General features: G+C 44.4%; 19 protein-coding genes. 8 read left to right on the top strand and 11 right to left on the bottom strand.

What is annotated here, in order from left to right:
• Positions 1–65 precede the first annotated feature (65 nt).
• The 3 genes from ACTL4S_RS06060 to ACTL4S_RS06050 form a co-directional block, all read right to left on the bottom strand.
• A complete protein-coding gene (locus tag ACTL4S_RS06060; RefSeq protein ID WP_005252481.1) occupies positions 66–998 on the bottom strand; it encodes an FAD-binding protein in 933 nt (310 codons plus the stop codon).
• 18 nt (positions 999–1,016) lie between these two features.
• The gene (locus ACTL4S_RS06055; protein WP_004731799.1) at positions 1,017–1,769 is read right to left on the bottom strand and encodes an electron transfer flavoprotein subunit beta/FixA family protein; all 753 of its coding nucleotides are present in this window, start codon (positions 1,767–1,769) and stop codon (positions 1,017–1,019) included.
• A 523-nt stretch (positions 1,770–2,292) separates the two neighbouring features.
• Positions 2,293–2,898, bottom strand: a complete 606-nt coding sequence (locus ACTL4S_RS06050; protein WP_004645711.1) for a LysE family translocator — start codon at positions 2,896–2,898, stop codon at positions 2,293–2,295.
• Positions 2,899–3,010: 112 nt separating this feature from the next.
• Between ACTL4S_RS06050 and ACTL4S_RS06045 the strand changes: the two genes are divergently transcribed.
• The gene (locus tag ACTL4S_RS06045; RefSeq protein ID WP_004645712.1) at positions 3,011–3,505 is read left to right on the top strand and encodes an Lrp/AsnC family transcriptional regulator; all 495 of its coding nucleotides are present in this window, start codon (positions 3,011–3,013) and stop codon (positions 3,503–3,505) included.
• A 208-nt stretch (positions 3,506–3,713) separates the two neighbouring features.
• On the opposite strand, the gene ACTL4S_RS06040 is transcribed toward ACTL4S_RS06045, so the two are convergent.
• The 7 genes from ACTL4S_RS06040 to ACTL4S_RS06010 all read right to left on the bottom strand — a co-directional run bounded on the left by ACTL4S_RS06040 (position 3,714) and on the right by ACTL4S_RS06010 (position 9,849).
• The gene (locus tag ACTL4S_RS06040; protein ID WP_004645713.1) at positions 3,714–4,097 is read right to left on the bottom strand and encodes a hypothetical protein; all 384 of its coding nucleotides are present in this window, start codon (positions 4,095–4,097) and stop codon (positions 3,714–3,716) included.
• Between the two features lie 226 nt (positions 4,098–4,323).
• Positions 4,324–5,259 carry a site-specific tyrosine recombinase/integron integrase gene (gene xerA / locus ACTL4S_RS06035; RefSeq protein WP_114540836.1) on the bottom strand — a complete coding sequence of 312 codons (936 nt, stop codon included), beginning with the start codon at positions 5,257–5,259 and terminating at the stop codon, positions 4,324–4,326.
• Entirely contained in the window at positions 5,260–5,865 is a 606-nt protein-coding gene (locus ACTL4S_RS06030) for an alpha/beta fold hydrolase (RefSeq protein ID WP_441298935.1), read from the bottom strand. It abuts the gene before it with no gap.
• 87 nt (positions 5,866–5,952) lie between these two features.
• On the bottom strand, positions 5,953–6,798 hold the full coding sequence (dapF, locus tag ACTL4S_RS06025; protein WP_311203698.1) for a diaminopimelate epimerase: 846 nt from the start codon (positions 6,796–6,798) through the stop codon (positions 5,953–5,955).
• A gap of 12 nt (positions 6,799–6,810) precedes the next feature.
• The gene (gene lysA, locus ACTL4S_RS06020) at positions 6,811–8,055 is read right to left on the bottom strand and encodes a diaminopimelate decarboxylase (RefSeq protein WP_441298934.1); all 1,245 of its coding nucleotides are present in this window, start codon (positions 8,053–8,055) and stop codon (positions 6,811–6,813) included.
• 24 nt (positions 8,056–8,079) lie between these two features.
• Positions 8,080–8,313, bottom strand: a complete 234-nt coding sequence (gene lptM / locus ACTL4S_RS06015; protein WP_005247664.1) for an LPS translocon maturation chaperone LptM — start codon at positions 8,311–8,313, stop codon at positions 8,080–8,082.
• 132 nt (positions 8,314–8,445) lie between these two features.
• Positions 8,446–9,849, bottom strand: coding sequence for an amino acid permease (locus ACTL4S_RS06010; protein WP_311203700.1), 1,404 nt, complete (start codon positions 9,847–9,849; stop codon positions 8,446–8,448).
• A gap of 319 nt (positions 9,850–10,168) precedes the next feature.
• Here ACTL4S_RS06010 and ACTL4S_RS06005 point away from each other — a divergent pair, with 319 nt between their 5' ends.
• Positions 10,169–11,515: an alanine/glycine:cation symporter family protein gene (locus tag ACTL4S_RS06005; protein WP_311203701.1), complete on the top strand. Its 1,347-nt coding sequence runs from the start codon at positions 10,169–10,171 to the stop codon at positions 11,513–11,515.
• 95 nt (positions 11,516–11,610) lie between these two features.
• Here the strand turns inward: ACTL4S_RS06005 and ACTL4S_RS06000 are convergent, their stop codons facing one another.
• Positions 11,611–12,015: a hypothetical protein gene (locus ACTL4S_RS06000; protein ID WP_004645721.1), complete on the bottom strand. Its 405-nt coding sequence runs from the start codon at positions 12,013–12,015 to the stop codon at positions 11,611–11,613.
• Positions 12,016–12,189: 174 nt separating this feature from the next.
• Between ACTL4S_RS06000 and radA the strand changes: the two genes are divergently transcribed.
• From radA to ACTL4S_RS05970, 6 genes are all read left to right on the top strand, one after another.
• The gene (radA, locus tag ACTL4S_RS05995; RefSeq protein ID WP_004731817.1) at positions 12,190–13,581 is read left to right on the top strand and encodes a DNA repair protein RadA; all 1,392 of its coding nucleotides are present in this window, start codon (positions 12,190–12,192) and stop codon (positions 13,579–13,581) included.
• Positions 13,582–13,699: 118 nt separating this feature from the next.
• Entirely contained in the window at positions 13,700–14,704 is a 1,005-nt protein-coding gene (locus ACTL4S_RS05990) for a Tim44 domain-containing protein (protein ID WP_441298933.1), read from the top strand.
• Between the two features lie 225 nt (positions 14,705–14,929).
• Entirely contained in the window at positions 14,930–15,286 is a 357-nt protein-coding gene (locus ACTL4S_RS05985) for a hypothetical protein (protein WP_441298932.1), read from the top strand.
• Position 15,287: 1 nt separating this feature from the next.
• Complete coding sequence (locus ACTL4S_RS05980; RefSeq protein WP_441298931.1) at positions 15,288–17,021, top strand: PepSY-associated TM helix domain-containing protein; 1,734 nt, start codon at positions 15,288–15,290, stop codon at positions 17,019–17,021.
• On the top strand, positions 17,018–17,356 hold the full coding sequence (locus ACTL4S_RS05975; RefSeq protein ID WP_005103916.1) for a DUF3325 domain-containing protein: 339 nt from the start codon (positions 17,018–17,020) through the stop codon (positions 17,354–17,356). Before ACTL4S_RS05980 ends, ACTL4S_RS05975 begins: the two co-directional genes overlap by 4 nt.
• A 97-nt stretch (positions 17,357–17,453) precedes the next feature.
• A complete protein-coding gene (locus tag ACTL4S_RS05970) occupies positions 17,454–17,978 on the top strand; it encodes a tetratricopeptide repeat protein (RefSeq protein WP_168386981.1) in 525 nt (174 codons plus the stop codon).
• The last annotated feature ends 35 nt before the right edge of the window (positions 17,979–18,013 follow it).

The raw sequence follows: 18,013 nt of genomic DNA, 5'->3' as shown, positions 1-18,013 counted from the left end.
GACAAAACAGTAAAGCATTGCTTTCACTGCTTGCACAAGAGCGTATTTTGAACCCGATTCAGAAATTAGATTTTAGAAACCAATTCTGGAATTACAGTGTTCAGGTCACCGACTAACCAGTAGTCAGCGACTGCATTGATTGGCGCTTCTTCATCTTTGTTGATCGCAACGATCACTTTAGATTCTTTCATACCAGCCAAATGCTGAATCGCACCAGAGATACCTACAGCGATGTACAGGTCAGGTGCAACGATTTTACCAGTTTGACCCACTTGCATATCGTTTGGTACGAAGCCAGCATCTACCGCAGCACGTGATGCACCTTGAGCAGCACCAAGCTTGTCGGCCAATGGATCAAGGATCTTGTGATAGTTCTCACCAGAACCTACACCACGACCACCAGAAACCACAATACGCGCAGCTGTCAGTTCAGGACGTTCAGATTTTACGATTTCTTCGTTGATAAACTTAGAAATACCCGCATCACCCGTAGACGCAGCAGCTTCAACAGCAGCAGAACCACCCTCAGCAGCTACAGCATCAAATGCTGTACCACGAACAGTCGCCAATACGATGCTTTCGCCTGATTCTACAGTCGCAATTGCGTTACCTGCATAGATCGGACGTTTGAAAGTCTTAGGACCATCTACCGCAATGATGTCAGTGATCATGCTTACGTCAAGAAGCGCAGCTGCACGTGGCAAAATGTTTTTACCAGTTGTTGTAGAAGCAGCAAGGATATGTGTATAGCCTTTACCTAATTCAGCAACAAGTTTAGCCACATTTTCAGCCAATTGGTTTGCATAAGCAGCGTCATCAGCAAGTAATACTTTGCTTACACCCGCAACTTTAGCCGCTTGGTCAGCAACTGCCTGAGCGCCAGAACCAGCAACCAATACAGTGATATCACCACCGATTTTTTGCGCTGCAGCAACAACGTTTAAAGTAGCAGCGTTTAATGCTTTGTTGTCGTGCTCAGCGATAACTAAAATACTCATGATTTTTATCCTTCTGTATTAGATCACTTTCGCTTCGTTTTTCAATTTTTCTACAAGTTCGTCTACAGACTTCACTTGTACGCCAGCTTTACGCTCTGCAGGTGATTCAACTTTCACTGTTTTCAGTTTAGTTGCAGGGTTTACACCGAAATCTGCAGGTGACTTGGTATCCAGCGGTTTTTTACGCGCTTTCATGATGTTTGGAAGTGCCGCATAACGTGGCTCGTTCAAACGCAAGTCAGTTGTAATGATTGCTGGAAGTGTCAGCTCAACAGTTTGTAAACCGCCGTCTACTTCACGTGTTACTTGTACTTTATCGCCATCTACTTTCACTTCAGAAGCGAATGTACCTTGACCTGCACCCATTAGAGCACCAAGCATCTGACCAACCTGATTCGAGTCATCATCAATTGCTTGCTTACCCAGAAGGATCAATTGTGGTTGTTCAGCGTCAACAACGCCTTTCAGAATTTTAGCGATTTCCAGCGCACCCAGTTGGCTGTCATCAGCTTCAACCAGAATACCGCGGTCAGCACCAAGCGCCATTGCAGAACGGATCTGTTCTTGGGCTTCTTTAGGACCAATAGAAACAACAATGATTTCTGAAACAGTTCCTTTTTCTTTTAAACGAACCGCTTCTTCCACTGCGATTTCACAGAATGGATTAATTGACATTTTAACGTTAGTTAAGTCAACACCACTGTTGTCCGGTTTAACACGAACTTTAACGTTGGCATCAACCACACGTTTTACAGCAACAAGAGCCTTCATGTAATCCTCGGCTGTTTTAGCAAATGTAAATGTTGAGAAAAGTTAGTGTAACTCTTCACTTAAATTTTTTTAGGTGCCCTATCTTGCAATGTGTACGGCATTTCGGTCAAGTCACAATTCAACAAAGAGCTGTAAAAATGCGTAATTTTCCCTGAACGATGCGTTCACAATTAATTGTTATCGTTTTATTACAATGAAATGTATCAATATTTACTTAAAATTTAACCATTGATTTATATTATTTTTTTATCTGATTACTCACATCAGAAGTTTTGATTGATCAGTTTTAATCTAAATGGATTTAAAGCAGCTTGAAGCAAAATAGCCGGAATATACGTATGTCAGCTTTTGTCATTTTGGACAGAATTCTTTTTGAGAGCGAATTAAACCTAATATAAAGACAAATTGACCAAATAATAAACCAGCGCATTGAATTCTACGCCGACAAAGTGAATATTTAATTTCAAATCTTCGCAATTATAAAAAAAGCATACTGCGAACAGTATGCTTCTTTGCAATCCGATTAATTAATGATTAACCAGCTTGCAGCAAGTGCCAGTAAACCACCAGAAGTTCCATCCACCCATTTTTGTTTACGTTCATCCATTTGGGTTTTTTGGCTGATTTTGCTGAACAAAATACTTAAGCTACAATACACTACAAAAATCAGACTGATAAAAATAAAGGACAGGATCAAACCTTGGCTGACAGTATTGGCGGATTTATCAATAAACTGCGGCAAAATCGCAAAATAAATCAACATGCCTTTTGGATTTAACAGCGCAGTAAAAAAACCTTTTTTAATCGGATTGGCTGAGGTCTTTTTCTCAATGTTCAGCGCTTTTTTACTGAATACCGATTTGAGCAAATTAAAGGCCAAATACAACAGATACGCAATCCCAAGCCAGCGAATTGTTTCAAACAGCACCGGAAAAGAGATAATAATAGCCGCAATTCCGAGTGCCACCAGAATAGAATGCACCAGATAACCGCAACACACCCCTAAGGTTGCCATCATGCCTGCTTTTGCATCTTTACCCATCACTTGAGACAGGATAAATAACATATCGGGTCCAGGCGTAAAAATCAGGGGAAGCACGGTCAGTGCAAAGAGTACAAATACAGACATTTCCTTTTCCTTTCAAACTCCAGAAAGTGAAACAAGTATCTGCGATTTTTTACAAAATTGGCTTTCAATTTATTTTATAATAAGTATTATTTTTCGAATATTATTCTAATTTATGAAAATATCCACCAAGTCTGTGCGGGTAAAACTTGATCGAATTGATAAAAATATCATTCGACATTTACAGGCCAATGGCCGTATTCAGAATAATGATCTGGCACGTGAAATCGGACTTTCACCTTCATCCTGTTTACGCCGGGTAAAATTACTGGAAGATGCAGGCGTGATTCAGAATTACACGACTATTGTCGACCAACAAAAAATTGGTTTTCAGCTGATTTTATTTTCACGCATCTGGTTAGTCGGTCAGGATGCCGAAACCATTGATACCTTTATTGAGGCGATGAAAGAATTGCCGCAAGTGATGGAGTGCTACATTATTTTGGGAGAGAGCGATGCCATGTTGAAAGTTGTGGTGCCTGATCTGGAAAGTTACCGTAAATTTCAGTCGACCCATCTGACCAAAAAAAATGGTATTACCAGTGTCAAAACAGATTTACCGAGTCAGATTATTAAACAGAGTTTCCAGCTGCCTTTAGAAGATTTATAGGCAAACTGATTTTAGACAACGACGCTATGTTCTTGATTTAAGATTTGCATAATCGTAGCTTGCTTAAACCATAACATGTGCTGCAAGCGCATAGATTGAAAGTTCTACTATAAGAAAAGGTTGCCTATAGAAGACAACCTTTTCCTCTTGAGCAAAGCCAAATCACAGGACTGAATCTTATTTTTATGTTATGTGGATGCTTCAGAATTTACTCAGTTTCTTGTGCTAAAAAATCACGATGTACATGGCTTAAATCTACCAGCTCATAGTCTGCCAATTCAAAAATTTGCCAAATTGCAATCGCATCTTCTTTTAAATCGACTGCCTGGGTCGCACGATTCGACAATTGCCATTGCAAATCAGAAATCCATAAATAGTATTGCCTAGTCGCCGCATTAAAGGCCTGAACTTTTCCATCGGCATTAATCCCTTGAATGATGGCGCCTTCAGGTAAGGTCGCTTCAAGATTGGGTAAGCTAATGTCCACAAAATGCTTGATTTGTCGCAAACCATAACCTGCAAACATTTCTTTTTGAGCTTCACTTAACTGTGCATATTTTTGCTCTATATCTGCAATTACCAGTGTGTCCATGTCACCTCCCATCGGTCAAATGCTGAGACTCTACTCAGCAATATTTCATTTTAAATATTAAATACTAGTTATTGTTATACCTGAAATGGCGCATTTAACGAATAAGACAATAGTGAAATGCTTACCCGAACGCCAATGTTCAATTCCATTTTAAGATTTATATATGAAAGTTTTGTGCCAAAAATACAATTTTCATGATTTTTATTCTATAACACTTGGCACATGATCAATCTTCTTTATGTTGTGCACGTGGATGGGCTTGATCATAAATCTGGGCCAGATGATCAAAATCGACATGAGTATAAATTTGCGTGGTGGTTAAATTACTGTGTCCCAGCATTTCCTGCACGGCTCGTAAGTCCCGGCTATTCGATAACATGTGACTCGCAAAACAATGTCTTAACAAATGCGGATGTAAATCTACATTCACGCCTGCGCGCTGCGCCTGAAACTTGACCCGATTTTCAATTTGTCGTGCACCAAGCGGATTGCCTTTCTGGGTAATAAATACATTCGCCTCCGGTACAAAATCGCCATTCCATAAGGGATAGACTTGCAACCAAGCCCTCACGCTGTCTTTGGCCTTGGAACCGAAAGGCACTATCCGGGTTTTATTGCCTTTACCAGTAATGCGTAATAACTGCCGGTTGAAATCAATATCTTTAATTCTCAGGCTTTGCAGTTCTGCCAGACGCAGCCCACTGGAATAAAGCAATTCTAACATCGCTTTGTCCCGGAGCCACATTTGCTGTTGTATTTCATTTTCAGGCGCAGGCTGATCAATAATCTGGTTGACGGTTTCAATATCCACCATGCCCGGCAAAGGACGCGATTGACGTTTTAACTGAAAATCATCCGCCGGATTAAAAGCCATATGCTGAGCCTGCTCGGCCCATTTCATAAACTGACGAATAGCCGAAAGCATACGTTGCAGGCTGCTAGGACTGAGCTGATGCTGTTCCACTTTTTCAGCCAGAAACTGGCGTAAATCGGTGGCTTCTACATCGTTTAAATTGAGCTGCTCACGCTGGCAAAACTCTAAAAAATCTGAGACATCACGTTCATAGGCTTGCAAGGTATGTTTGGACTGGTTTTGAATTTCACGTTCTTTCAGCCACATGTTAAGCAAGAGTTGAGGTGGGACAATCACTGCTTGCTCCATTTAGAGTTGCTCCAAATAATCTTGAATCAGCATTGCAACCTGATTTGCATGAGAGTTGGCAAAGAAATGATCTCCACCTTGGATAATATGCAATTTTGCATTTTTAAAAATTCCTGCCAAGTATTGTCCAAGCTGAACAGTACTTAAAGGATCATGATCGCCCCAGATCAGTAAGATCGGAATGTCAAGACTTTCAAGCTGAACGCGGCTAAATTCAGTTTGGTCTTGTTCAAACCAGTCCGGCGCTGTTTTAAACAGTTCACGATAATCTGTTCGCCAGTCTGCACAATGAAAATTTTTTAAATTCAGACCACCAGATGTCGCCAACAATACCAGCCCTTTGACTTTCTGCGGATGATTGAGTGCCAACCCAACGGCCAAGACACCGCCCATAGACTGGGCAATCAGAATGGAATCATCCTCAATTTTTTCTTTCACGAATTCTTGCAGATCATACAGGTTTTGAATGGCCAAATTTGGTGCTACGCCATCAAAGCCCGGATAGGCAATGACTTGCTGATCTGGATATTTGGTTAATGCTGCCCTTAATGGCTGCCAAAAGTGCTGGCTTCCTGAAGCACCCGGCAGGAAAACAAGCGTATTCATCTCATTCAAATTCTACGGTTTTTCCCATCCTAGCATAAAAAAAGCACCATCGATCAGACAGTGCTTTTTTCTCAAGCGGAACCAAGCTTAACCCTGGAAATAACGTAAATCCAGACGTCCTTCATACACGGTCGCCGTTGGTCCGGTCATCCAGACCACATCACCTTCTTTCCATTCAATTTGCAGCTTGCCGCCTGCCAGTTCAACTTCCACTTTGCTCGACAGCAGACCACGGCGCATACCTGAAATTGCGGCAGCACAGGCACCTGTACCACAAGCTAAGGTCTCGCCTACACCACGCTCGTACACACGTAAACGTGCATGTTTTTCATCAATAATCTGCATAAAGCCAGCATTGACTCGTGCCGGGAAGCGCGCATGTGATTCAACTTGTGGACCAATACGTGCGACATCAGCAGCGATCACATCCGGTACAATTGTCACCGCATGTGGATTCCCCATATTCACCACATCAATCGTCAGCTTTTCACCGCCAGCAAGATCGATGTCATACAGGCTCTCCGGCGCATCAGCCACAAATGGAATTTCCTGAGGCAGGAATTTTGGATAGCCCATATTGACCCGTACCCAACCATTCACACCCAATTCCGGCTCAACAATACCAGATTTGGTTTGCACCTTGATTTTGGTTTTGGTGGTGAGCTGACGATCATGTACAAATTTGGCAAAACAGCGCACACCATTGCCACATTGTTCCACTTCTGAACCATCGGCATTAAAAATCCGATATTTAAAGTCTGCACTTGGGACATCGGGTGGCTCAACCACCAAGAGTTGATCAAAACCAATGCCGAAGTTACGATTGGCCAAACGCTGAATGGTCAAAGTGTCTAAATAAGCACGCTGGCTGATCAGATCAACCACCATAAAGTCATTGCCCAGACCATGCATCTTGGTAAATTCTAATAACATCCTGATTTATCCTTAAGGCAATAAACGCTCACGTTCCCAAAGTGATTCAATCGTCTCACGTTCACGAATCAAATGTGCCTGATCAGCATCGACCATTACTTCAGCAGCACGACCACGGCTGTTGTAATTTGAGCTCATCACAAAACCGTATGCACCAGCGCCAAGTACAGCCAGCACATCATTTTCCTTGATCGCAAGCTCGCGCTCTTTACCGAGGAAGTCACCAGTTTCACAGATGGCACCCACCACATCCCATTCTTTTGCTTCGACATCGTTACGCGGTGTCACAGACTGAATATCCATCCATGCTTCATATAACGCAGGGCGAATCAGGTCATTCATCGCTGCATCAATGATCGCGAAATTACGGTGCTTGGTCGGCTTCAACAGATCCACTTTAGTCAGCAGCACACCCGCATTGGCAGAAATACTACGTCCCGGTTCCATATACACTTTCAAGCCCAATTTTTCTAAAGCTGGACGTAGCGCATTGGCATATTCTTCAACCGACGGCGGGGTTTCATCTTTATACGTCACACCCAGACCACCGCCGATATCGATGTGTTTGAGGTGAATGCCCAGCTCTTTTAACTGGTCGATCATCACAATGACACGATCCAGTGCATCCACAAATGGCTGGGTTTCAGTCAGCTGTGAACCGATATGGCAGTCAATCCCAACCACATCCAGATTTGGCAATGACGCTGCATATTGATAAGTTTCAAACACGCTATCAGACGGAATACCGAATTTATTTTCTTTTAAGCCGGTTGAAATATAAGGATGGGTTTTGGCATCGACATCAGGATTCACACGTAATGAAATCGGCGCTTTGATATTTAATTCAGCCGCAACCTTCTGGATACGATCCAGCTCGGCATAAGATTCCACGTTAAAGCAGGCAATGCCGACTTCCAACGCTTTTTTGATATCCGCTTCAGATTTACCCAAGCCCGAAAATACGATTTTCGATGCATCACCACCGGCTTTCAGCACACGCGCCAATTCACCACCGGTCACAATATCAAAACCGGCACCCTGTTTGGCCAATACATTCAATACCGCAAGATTAGAGTTGGACTTTACCGCAAAACAGATTTGATGGTGGATAAAATCAAAAGCACGGTCCATATCTAAAAAATGCTTTTCCAAAGTGGCTTTAGAATAAACATAGAGTGGTGTGCCGAATTGCTCCGCGAGCTGTTGTAATGAACATTGCTCAGCGTGCAATACCCCATTAATGCGGGTGAAACTCATGAAGGTATCCTTTCTGTGAAAGCGTTATGGTGTGGTTTTAACGTCTGAATCTGTAGGTGCAGCAAACTGTTGTTGCACGGGTGCCTCGCGTTTTTCATCGGACGCTTTAGGCTCAGTTTCAGTATTTTTGTATAACAGATACTTGGCACGCTTGTCGTAATTCGGATCATTCGGCAAGTGCAAAGCACCTGACTGTCCACAACCTGCAAGAACAAGACCTGTCGCTAAGATACTGATGTAGCAAATGACTTGGCGCATCTGACCACCTAATGTAATAGTTTCGATGAAGTATAACGCGATCATTCGGCATGACCCAAGCGTTAAACGCTAGAGAGTATCTTTAGACAAAAAAAAACGCCAGCAGATCGCTGACGTTTTTATTGATAAGGTTTATTTATGTTTCTGTTTATACAAACCAAAATAGCCAATGATCAGCAGGATAAACCAGATCGGACTGATCATCAGTGCCTGACGAGTATCCTCTTCCAGCGCCAAAACCACGATCATGCTCAGGAAGAAAATAATCACGACCCAACAAGTCAATAAACCACCTGGCAGCTTAAAGGTCGATTTGGCATGCAGCTCTGGACGTGTTTTGTAATACACGATATAGCTCCAGATAATGATGATCCAGACACAAATAAACAGAATCGTGGATAAAGTCGTGGCCAAGGTAAAGGCCCGAACAGTATCCGGAACGAAATACTGCAGTGCTGCACCCAGCAACAAACACACGGCAGAAAAATACAGGGCATTTGCAGGCACTGCGCGACGGTTCAAGCGACCAAAGGCAACCGGTGCCTGCTCTTCACGCGACAGGCCAAACAGCATACGACTGGTTGAGAATACGCCACTGTTCATCGATGACATCACCGAGGACAATACCACCAGGTTCATGATGATCGCAGCCGCTGCAATGCCAGCCTGACTGAACAGGTTCACAAACGGTGATACATTCGGATCAATCTGGTTCCACGGTGTCACTGACATCACAATTAGCAGTGCCAATACATAGAAAATAATGATACGGATCGGAATAGAGTTCACCGCTTTTGGTAGGTTCTTTTCCGGATCTTTGGTTTCAGCCGCGGTAGTACCCACCAGTTCCACCCCCACAAAGGCAAAGATTGCAATCTGGAAACCGGCCAGGAAGCCCATGGCACCCGTTGGGAACAAACCGCCATGCTCCCAGATATGACTAAAGGATGCGACCGTACCGGCATCATTGGTAAAGCCAGTAAACACCATCCACAGACCAACAGCAATCAGCACCACAATGGCGATAATTTTGACCAGGGCAAACCAGAACTCCATTTCACCAAACAGTTTTACCGTGACCAGATTCAACCCCATGATAAACACAATCGCGGCAACACTGATCATGACGCCTTCTTCAGGGCTAAAGGGCAAGCCATTATTGAAGAATTGCAGATAATAAATAATGGCTGACAGATCTGCGATCCCGATGGTGATCCAGCATAGCCAGTAGGTCCAGCCAACAAAGTATCCGGCCCAAGGCCCGATCAGATCCGTGGCAAAATCAATAAATGATTTATATTGTAAATTGGAGAGTAACAGCTCACCCAATGCACGCATCACCAGAAAGACCATAAAACCGATGATCATATAGATCACCAGAATCGAAGGACCTGCGAGACTGATGGTTTTACCCGAACCCATAAACAGGCCGGTTCCGATGGCGCCCCCAATGGCAATTAACTGTAGGTGCCGATTGGACAAACTCCGCTTTAATTCACCGTGCTCTGCCGACGAATTGTTATATTTTTCTGACATTATTAATTACAACTTTGAGTTTTACTCGCGACAAATTAACGTAAAAAATGCTGAATACAAAAATAAAATTTGCATCATTTGTATTTCCTGATTAATTGAAGAAGTTAATTTATTTTTCTTATATCGCTCTACAGTTACATTTCTGCTTTATTTTTGACCTGCGATATTCCAGTAATTTCTTGTCAAATTTTTAAAACTGTGTAAAAAATAGAACACTATTCAGCCAATTTATGCATTCAGGATGAATGCATCTGGCATAGCAATTGCTTTTTAATCAATACCTCGAACTACACAGACATGGATCAATAAGAAGAATTTTATGCAAAATTTACAAAGTTTAATGGAAACTTTAAGCGGCTGGGTCTGGGGCCCTTATATGCTGGTACTGATTGTCGGTACCGGGATCTTCCTTACCTTTCGTTTATTGTTCTGGCAGTTCCGCATGTTGCCTTTAGCCTTTAAACAGGTCTTTGGCAAGCACCCTGAGCATTCAGGTGATATTTCCCAATTTGCTTCATTGATGACCGCACTCTCTGCCACGATTGGTACCGGTAATATTGCCGGTGTAGCCACTGCCTGTGTTCTCGGTGGTCCGGGCGCCGTGTTCTGGATGTGGATGACTGCCCTGTTTGGTATGGCGACCAAATATGGCGAAGGTGTTCTCGCAGTCAAATACCGAGTCAAAAATGAGAAAGGTGAAATGTCCGGTGGTCCGATGTACTACATCGAGCGTGGTCTGAAATGGAAATGGCTGGCACTGATTTTCGCTTTGTTCGGGACACTGGCTTCTTTTGGGATCGGCAGTTCAGTACAGTCGAATACCGTAGCACTGGCAGTTGAAAACAGCCTGGGCATTGAAACCTGGATGACGGGGATCATTATCACTGCCTTTTCAGCACTGGTGATTCTGGGCGGAATCAAATCGATTTCCAAAGCTTCTTCTGTGATCGTGCCGATTATGGCGGTGGGTTATGTGGCTGGCGGTCTGATTATTATTTTAAATAATCTGGAACTGGTCGTGCCGGCACTAAAAATGATCTTCAGCTATGCATTTACTGGTGAAGCTGCAGTGGGCGGTGCGATTGGTGCAGCGATTCGTTATGGTGTGGCACGTGGTGTATTCTCCAACGAAGCCGGCATGGGTTCTGCGCCGATTGCTGCCGCAGCGGCAAAAACCGATCATCCGGCCCGTCAAGGTCTGGTGTCTATGACCGGTACGTTTATTGATACGATTATTGTCTGTTCAATTACCGGTATTGTTCTGGTGATGGGTTATATCATGGCCGGTAATTCATTCGGAGATCAAACCGGTGCAGTATTGACCATCAGCGCGTTTGACAAACTGTTGCCTGGGATCGGCGGCTGGATTGTGACCCTCGGGATTATTTTCTTTGCTTATTCCACCATCTTGGGTTGGAGCTACTATGGCGAGAAATGTGCCACTTATTTGCTCGGTGAGAAGTTTGTGCTGCCCTATCGCATTATTTATATCGCTTCGGTATTTATTGGCTGTGTGGCGACCCTTGATCTGGTTTGGCTCTTCGCCGATACCTTTAATGGGCTCATGGCGGTTCCAAACTTAATTGCACTATTGCTTTTATCCGGAGTGATTGCCAAGGAATCGAAAGACTTTATTGCAAGACGTAAATCTGGTGAACTTTATTAATTGATAAGTTATTTAACTACTCAACTTAAATAGTAAAGAGCCACGTCAATCGTGGCTTTTTATGCTTCATCTTTTCCATTCTTCATCATGAAAATTTAGCAACGTAAACCACTACAAGCCAGCTTGTCCCACTCAGATTCAAGCTCCAACGCTAGTCCTAAAGATAAAACAAAAAACTGAATGCCTTTAATTTTCATATTGCCCTGTTCATCTTCCAGATACCCACTCAATTTTTGATAGGTTTTATGATGCAGATCAAAAGGTACATCCAGATAAAGACCACCCAGGTAGATTTCACTATGGACGGTTTGATCCACACCTAAACACGGCATATAGACAATGCCCTGTTGCTCTAGCCAGCCGATCAACATTTGGCGAACCGAGTTTGCGTCCCGATCTGGATGTACATAATGATCAAAATGCACAAATAACACATCACGGTTTTTTTCACGTGCGATCGCATCAATATGTTTCAGCAATTGTGACAAGATCTGTTCCATTCCAGCATAACAAGACGGGCATTATAGACGGCGTTACCGCACAGTATTCAAATCAGCATAAATAAAAGCGACAAACCTTGTCGTAAAAACCATGATTTTTCAGGTGAAAGACTTGGTTTTCGATGGCATTCACCGCTATGCTGTCACTCAATTTCAATCGCTTCATCTTCAAATATGGCTAAAGCAAAAAGTGTGTATCGTTGTGAACAGTGTGGTGCCGATCATCCAAAATGGTCGGGGCAGTGTTCTGAATGCGGGGAATGGAATAGCCTGGTTGAGGTGACCATTGCACCCGCAGTGACACATCGCGCTCAGCCAAAAATCGGTGGTGGATATGCAGGTCAGGCGTCCAGCATCACGACTTTAAATCAGGTCTCAGTCTCTCATGAAACCCGTCTGCCGACGGGTATCAGCGAATTTGACCGGGTTTTGGGTGGCGGACTGGTGACCGGTTCGGTGGTCTTGATCGGCGGTGATCCCGGGATTGGTAAATCTACCATCTTGCTACAAACAGCCACGCACATGGCATCTGCCAAAAATCCAGCCCTGTATGTGACCGGTGAGGAATCCTTGTCTCAGGTGGCTTTACGTGCCCAGCGTCTGGATCTGCCGACCGATCAGCTCAAAGTCATGGCAGAAACCTGTGTCGAACGTATTTGTGAAGTGCTGGCCCAGCAACGTCCTGCGGTGGCCATTTTGGACTCGATCCAAACCCTGTATACCGAGACCCTACAATCTGCACCGGGTGGTGTCTCACAGATTCGTGAATCAGCGGCTCTGCTGACCCGTTTTGCCAAAAATAGCGGTACATCTTTATTCTTGGTCGGTCATGTGACCAAAGAAGGCGCCTTGGCAGGTCCGCGCGTACTGGAACATATGGTCGACTGTGTGCTGTATTTTGAAGGCCAATCGGATTCACGTTACCGGATGATTCGAGCGGTCAAAAACCGTTTTGGTGCAGTCAATGAGCTCGGTGTGTTCGGCATGACCGATAAAGGTCTGCGCGAAGTTTCCAATCCTTCAGCCATCTTTTTAAGCCGTTATGATGAAGCGATTCCCGGTTCGATTGTAATGATCAGCCGCGAAGGTACGCGCCCGCTACTGGTTGAGGTTCAGGCACTGGTCGATGATGCGCATGGTCAGCCACGACGTGTGGCACTGGGTCTGGATCAGAACCGTTTGAACATGCTACTTGCAGTCATGCATCGGCATGGCGGCGTACAAACATCAGGACAGGATGTGTATGTCAATATTGTCGGTGGCCTTAAAATTACCGAAACCGGGTCAGATTTAGCTGTACTGCTGGCCTGTGCTTCCAGTATTCGTGGCAAAGCCTTACCGCAACAGCTGGCGGTTTTTGGGGAAGTCGGACTGTCTGGAGAGATTCGCCCTGTGCCGAACGGTCAGGAACGGCTGAAAGAAGCGATTAAACATGGTTTTAAATACATTATTGTCCCTCGCGGCAATGCACCGCAAAAATCCATCGAGGGCGTGCAAATTATTGCAGTTGCGCGTTTACATGAAGCCTTGAGCGAGGCAATGGCGCTGAGTGATGAACTCAATTAACTGTAAACCGGCTCATTTCGTACAAAGAGCAAAAAAATACAGATTTTTAATTGAAATTCCACACAAAGCCTATATAAATAGACTGTACAAACAGGTTTTATTCTCATAGGAAAAATGAATGGAAGTTCGACAGCGCGGTTTGATCACAGGTATCTTGACAGCAGTTTTATTGGTTGCGCCTTTTGCAGCTGAAGCAAAACGTGCCGGTGGCGGTAAAAGTCATGGCATGCAACGTTCTGCACAACCTACTCAATCTTATCAACAACCTCGTCAAGCTGCGCCTGCTCAACAAGCGCCAGTTGCCGGTGCTGCAACCCAGCAAAAATCCGGTCCGGGTGTCGGCGGCATGGTTGCCGCGGGTGTAGCCGGTGCTGCGATTGGTGCAGTTGCTGCCAATGCCTTGGCGGATGATCAAAGTGTAGCAGCATCTGAAGCTCAGGCTGCTCAAGCCGAAGAGGAAAAAGGTGGTATTCCAGGCTGGATCTGGATCCTTCTTGCTGCTGCTGTTGCCTTCTTCATTTTCCGTAAGATGGGCGCAAAAAAAAAAGTAGCGTCTAATCCATTTGCGCCAAATAGCGGTGCTGCCAATACAGCACCTTTTGGTCAGGCACCGACTGCACCTCGCGGTGGTGACAGTACCAATATTTTTGGTCAGAATGTGGGTGGTCAAACGTCAAGCAACAATGCTCCGTTCGGTTCTGCTCCGGTAAATAACGCGCCTTTTGGTGCAGCTTATACCCAAAGTGGCAGCCAGTTACCGGATGGTACTGAACCTGCAGCATTCTTGCGTGTAGCGCGTCAGCGTTTTAACCATATTCAGTCCATGAATACAGCAAGCAACATTACTGAAATTCAACGTTATTTGACCCCTGATCTTTATCAATCGATGTATAACGACATCATGAACAATCAGGATCAGGATGTAGCCGAGTTTTCAAATCTGAATGCGATGGTCGTCGATTCATCGACTGATAATAGTCAGTATATTGTCAGCGTACGCTTTACCGGTACGGTCAGCGAAGACTTGAACAGCTTGCCACAGCCATTTGCGGAAATCTGGCACTTCACTAAACCCGTAGGCTCAAATCAGGACTGGGTGGTTGCAGGTATTCAGCAAGACTAATCCTCGATCGATTATTTTTAAACAGCGGCTTTCGAGCCGCTGTTTTTATTTTTAAGGCTTATCTATTTTGTTCAATGCTGCCCATATTGCCTTCCTTTTTTAAACCTAAAAATAGTTCTTTTTATTTTTCATATAAATAGTTTAGCAACCTATATTTAAAATATAAACAATAATTGTTATCATTCGCATCAATATCACTTAGCAAGTTTAAAGATAAAATTTTCGATGATGAATAATCCGAATATGCATGCGATAGCAACTGAAACAATGACTGCAACCTATCCATCGAGCAAAAACAAAGTTAAAGCAAATTTGCTGGCTTATCGGGGAATGATTTTATATCGCTTTATGCTGGCAGGTATCGGCGGTTATATCCTTGCTTCGCTGGCCGCGATCGTGATTGCCCAGTTATTTATGGATGCTGGAAGCAGTGCAGCCATGTCGGCCACCCTGATTGGTTTTAGCTTGAATACTGCGGCCTTTATCTGGGTATTTATGGTCAACAAGACTCGCAAGGCGACGCTCGGGATCGCGATTCCCGGTGTTTTACTCTATATCGCCTATAAGCTTTTAGGAAATTGAGATGAGAGTAGATGCAAAACCCGAAGGTCCACGCCAGTCGATGTCGTGGTTGCATACCTGGGCCAGTCTGATTTTAGGCTGGCTTTTATATGCGATTTTCTTGACCGGAACCTTAAGCTTTTTCCAGAACGAAATTACCGTCTGGATGAAACCGGAATTTCATCAATCAGTTCCACCAAAGACTCAAATCGAACAAACCCGTGTGGCACTGGCTTATCTGCAACAGCACCATCCGGATGCTGGCAGCTGGGCAATCCAGCTTCCTAACTCACGCCAAAATACTACCACCCTGACTATTCGTAGTGCCGGCGAAGATCCGCGTGCCCGTCGTGGCGGTACCCGCGTGACGATTGACAGCGCCACCGGCGAAGTTTTGCAAGCGCGTGAAACACGCGGTGGTTCATTCTTATACCGTTTCCACTTTGAATTGTATGGTTTGCCAAGAATCTGGGCGCGCTGGATGGTCGGCGTTGCGACCCTGCTCATGCTGGTAGCAATCATCAGCGGTGTCATTACCCATAAGAAAATTTTCAAGGATTTTTTTACTTTCCGTCCCGGCAAAGGTCAGCGTTCATGGTTGGATGCACACAATGCTACTGCGGTATTTGCCCTGCCCTTTCACATCATGATTACCTTCAGTGGCTTATTATTATTGCTTTTTACCCTCATGCCCTGGGGCGTAAACCAGATTTATGAAAATCGTGGTGCTTTCCTTCAGGATCAACGTAAGAGTTTGGTTCAAGACAACAGTATTCAGGCTGAATCCCGTGAAAGCCATAGTGAGAGCAAAGAACGTCGACCGCAAGCTGAGAGAGAAAATCGTGGCGAGCGCGGTGAAATGTCTGCACGCAGTGAAGGTCGCCGCTCTCGTGATGAAATGCAAGCTGCACCTCCTGCACCGTCAACCGATCTGAATCCGATCTTGGCAACAGCAAAGAAAGAATGGAAAAACAACCCGGTTGGCACGATAACCATCATCCAGCCAAATACCGTAAAAGCAGAAATTGAGCTTCGTGCCTTAAACGGAGTCAGCGTAGCTTATCGTAATGTTTATCCGAGCCTTGCTTTCAATGGTGTGACCGGTGATTTAGAGCCGGATCAAACCACCCTGAAAACGCCTTCAGTCGCAAATGGTATCTATAACATGTTCACCACACTACATGAAGCACGTGGCGTAGATCTGGCGTTACGCTGGTTATTGTTCATGTCAGGTGTGGTGGGTACCTTGATGATTGCCACCGGCTTGATTCTATGGTGTGTCAAACGTGCACCACAGCAACAGAAACAAGGCTATAAATCGTTTGGTTATCGTCTTGTGGAAGTCACCAATATCGCTGCCATTATTGGTTTACCTGTTGCCTGTGCTGCCTATTTCTATGCCAACCGTTTTATTCCGGCAGACATGGAGATGCGTCTGAACTGGGAAATTCGTAGCTTCTTTATTGTCTGGTTGCTGACTTTACTGTATGCCATGATTCGCACTCATCATCAGGCCTGGCTGGAACTATTACTGCTCGCCACTGCTGCATTTGCCTTGCTGCCAATTGTGAACTTTATGACGGGTGGTCAAGCGATCTGGAACACCATTATGCATGGTCAATGGGTCATTACTTCTTTTGATCTGGCCATGTGGGTGCTTGCGATCTTGTTCTGGTTTTCATTTAAAAAAGTGAAAAACCATAAAGGCTTACCCTCTAAAAAAGCCAAGGCTGCTCTCAAGGAGAATCAGGCATGATGTTCTTCTTATTGATTTGGGCTTTAACTTCACTGGGTTTCTTTGCACTTGCAATGTCGATGTCCAAACATCAAAAACAGATTTTTGACACAGAACTCAACCCTAAAAAAACACAACTTGCGACTATTCTGGGTTGGGTATTGCTCATAATTGCCCTGATTCTGTGTCTGTTAACAGGATTTGCCAGCAATATGATCAGTTACTGGCTGGGTAGTCTAACTTTTGCAGCACTGGTGGTCGGTTTAAGTCTGAGCTATCTGGCAAGTAAAATTAAAGTGATCGTAATGTTCTGTGTGTTCATCGCTTCGATCTCAGGGATTATTTGCTTGATCTAATCATTTAATTGACCAATCTCTTTAAAAAGCTGGCCTTCGGATTGGCTTTTTTGCTTTAAACCTTTTAGTCTACGCACAATATTTTTGAGATGTTGATATGACCCAGCGTGTTTCTCCCTCTGCTGTCCTGACCAATCTTGCCTTAGCCGGTAATGCTGAAGCGCAATTTGAACTGGCTGAGCTGTATATGCAAAGCGAGCATGATGATGACATCATTCTGGCTGAAGAATGGGCATTGAAAGCTGCCAACGGCGGGCTGGTGGATGCAATGTACTGGTTAGGTGAAGGTTATACCGTTTATGCCAAAGAATTAGCAGAAGAAGATCCGGAAGAATCCAAAGCTCACTTTGAGTTAGCCTATTACTGGTTAAGCAAGGCCAATATCGAGAAGCACCCTGCTGCGACTTTAGAGCTGGCCGGTTTCTACCGTCGTGGTGATGTGATTGAAAAAGATGTAGAGAAATCGATTTCTTTAGTCAAACAGGCTGCGGAATGGGGCGAAGTTCAAGCGATGCGTGATCTTGCTTTTATTTATGCCAATGGTTTAGGTGTAGATGGCGATGAAGAACTAGCTGAGTTCTGGACCCAAAAAGCGGATGCTGCTGAGCAAGAAGCTAAATAAAACGAAAAGCCCGTCAGATGATGGGCTTTTTTCTT

The sequence above is a fragment of the Acinetobacter lwoffii genome (assembly GCF_052078135.1).
In the GTDB taxonomy this organism is placed as follows: Bacteria; Pseudomonadota; Gammaproteobacteria; order Pseudomonadales; family Moraxellaceae; genus Acinetobacter; species Acinetobacter lwoffii_Z.
The sequence above is the reverse complement of the archived record's forward strand: the minus strand, read 5'-3'. Positions and strand labels throughout refer to the sequence as shown.

Excerpts from the sequence above, each read along its gene's own strand:
- ACTL4S_RS06060 (WP_005252481.1), bottom strand. The coding sequence starts at position 998 with ATGAGTATTTTAGTTATCGCTGAGCACGACAACAAAGCATTAAACGCT.
- ACTL4S_RS06055 (WP_004731799.1), bottom strand. The coding sequence starts at position 1,769 with ATGAAGGCTCTTGTTGCTGTAAAACGTGTGGTTGATGCCAACGTTAAA.
- ACTL4S_RS06050 (WP_004645711.1), bottom strand. The coding sequence starts at position 2,898 with ATGTCTGTATTTGTACTCTTTGCACTGACCGTGCTTCCCCTGATTTTT.
- ACTL4S_RS06045 (WP_004645712.1), top strand. The coding sequence starts at position 3,011 with ATGAAAATATCCACCAAGTCTGTGCGGGTAAAACTTGATCGAATTGAT.
- ACTL4S_RS06040 (WP_004645713.1), bottom strand. The coding sequence starts at position 4,097 with ATGGACACACTGGTAATTGCAGATATAGAGCAAAAATATGCACAGTTA.
- xerA (WP_114540836.1), bottom strand. The coding sequence starts at position 5,259 with ATGGAGCAAGCAGTGATTGTCCCACCTCAACTCTTGCTTAACATGTGG.
- ACTL4S_RS06030 (WP_441298935.1), bottom strand. The coding sequence starts at position 5,865 with ATGAATACGCTTGTTTTCCTGCCGGGTGCTTCAGGAAGCCAGCACTTT.
- dapF (WP_311203698.1), bottom strand. The coding sequence starts at position 6,798 with ATGTTATTAGAATTTACCAAGATGCATGGTCTGGGCAATGACTTTATG.
- lysA (WP_441298934.1), bottom strand. The coding sequence starts at position 8,055 with ATGAGTTTCACCCGCATTAATGGGGTATTGCACGCTGAGCAATGTTCA.
- lptM (WP_005247664.1), bottom strand. The coding sequence starts at position 8,313 with ATGCGCCAAGTCATTTGCTACATCAGTATCTTAGCGACAGGTCTTGTT.
- ACTL4S_RS06010 (WP_311203700.1), bottom strand. The coding sequence starts at position 9,849 with ATGTCAGAAAAATATAACAATTCGTCGGCAGAGCACGGTGAATTAAAG.
- ACTL4S_RS06005 (WP_311203701.1), top strand. The coding sequence starts at position 10,169 with ATGCAAAATTTACAAAGTTTAATGGAAACTTTAAGCGGCTGGGTCTGG.
- ACTL4S_RS06000 (WP_004645721.1), bottom strand. The coding sequence starts at position 12,015 with ATGGAACAGATCTTGTCACAATTGCTGAAACATATTGATGCGATCGCA.
- radA (WP_004731817.1), top strand. The coding sequence starts at position 12,190 with ATGGCTAAAGCAAAAAGTGTGTATCGTTGTGAACAGTGTGGTGCCGAT.
- ACTL4S_RS05990 (WP_441298933.1), top strand. The coding sequence starts at position 13,700 with ATGGAAGTTCGACAGCGCGGTTTGATCACAGGTATCTTGACAGCAGTT.
- ACTL4S_RS05985 (WP_441298932.1), top strand. The coding sequence starts at position 14,930 with ATGATGAATAATCCGAATATGCATGCGATAGCAACTGAAACAATGACT.
- ACTL4S_RS05980 (WP_441298931.1), top strand. The coding sequence starts at position 15,288 with ATGAGAGTAGATGCAAAACCCGAAGGTCCACGCCAGTCGATGTCGTGG.
- ACTL4S_RS05975 (WP_005103916.1), top strand. The coding sequence starts at position 17,018 with ATGATGTTCTTCTTATTGATTTGGGCTTTAACTTCACTGGGTTTCTTT.
- ACTL4S_RS05970 (WP_168386981.1), top strand. The coding sequence starts at position 17,454 with ATGACCCAGCGTGTTTCTCCCTCTGCTGTCCTGACCAATCTTGCCTTA.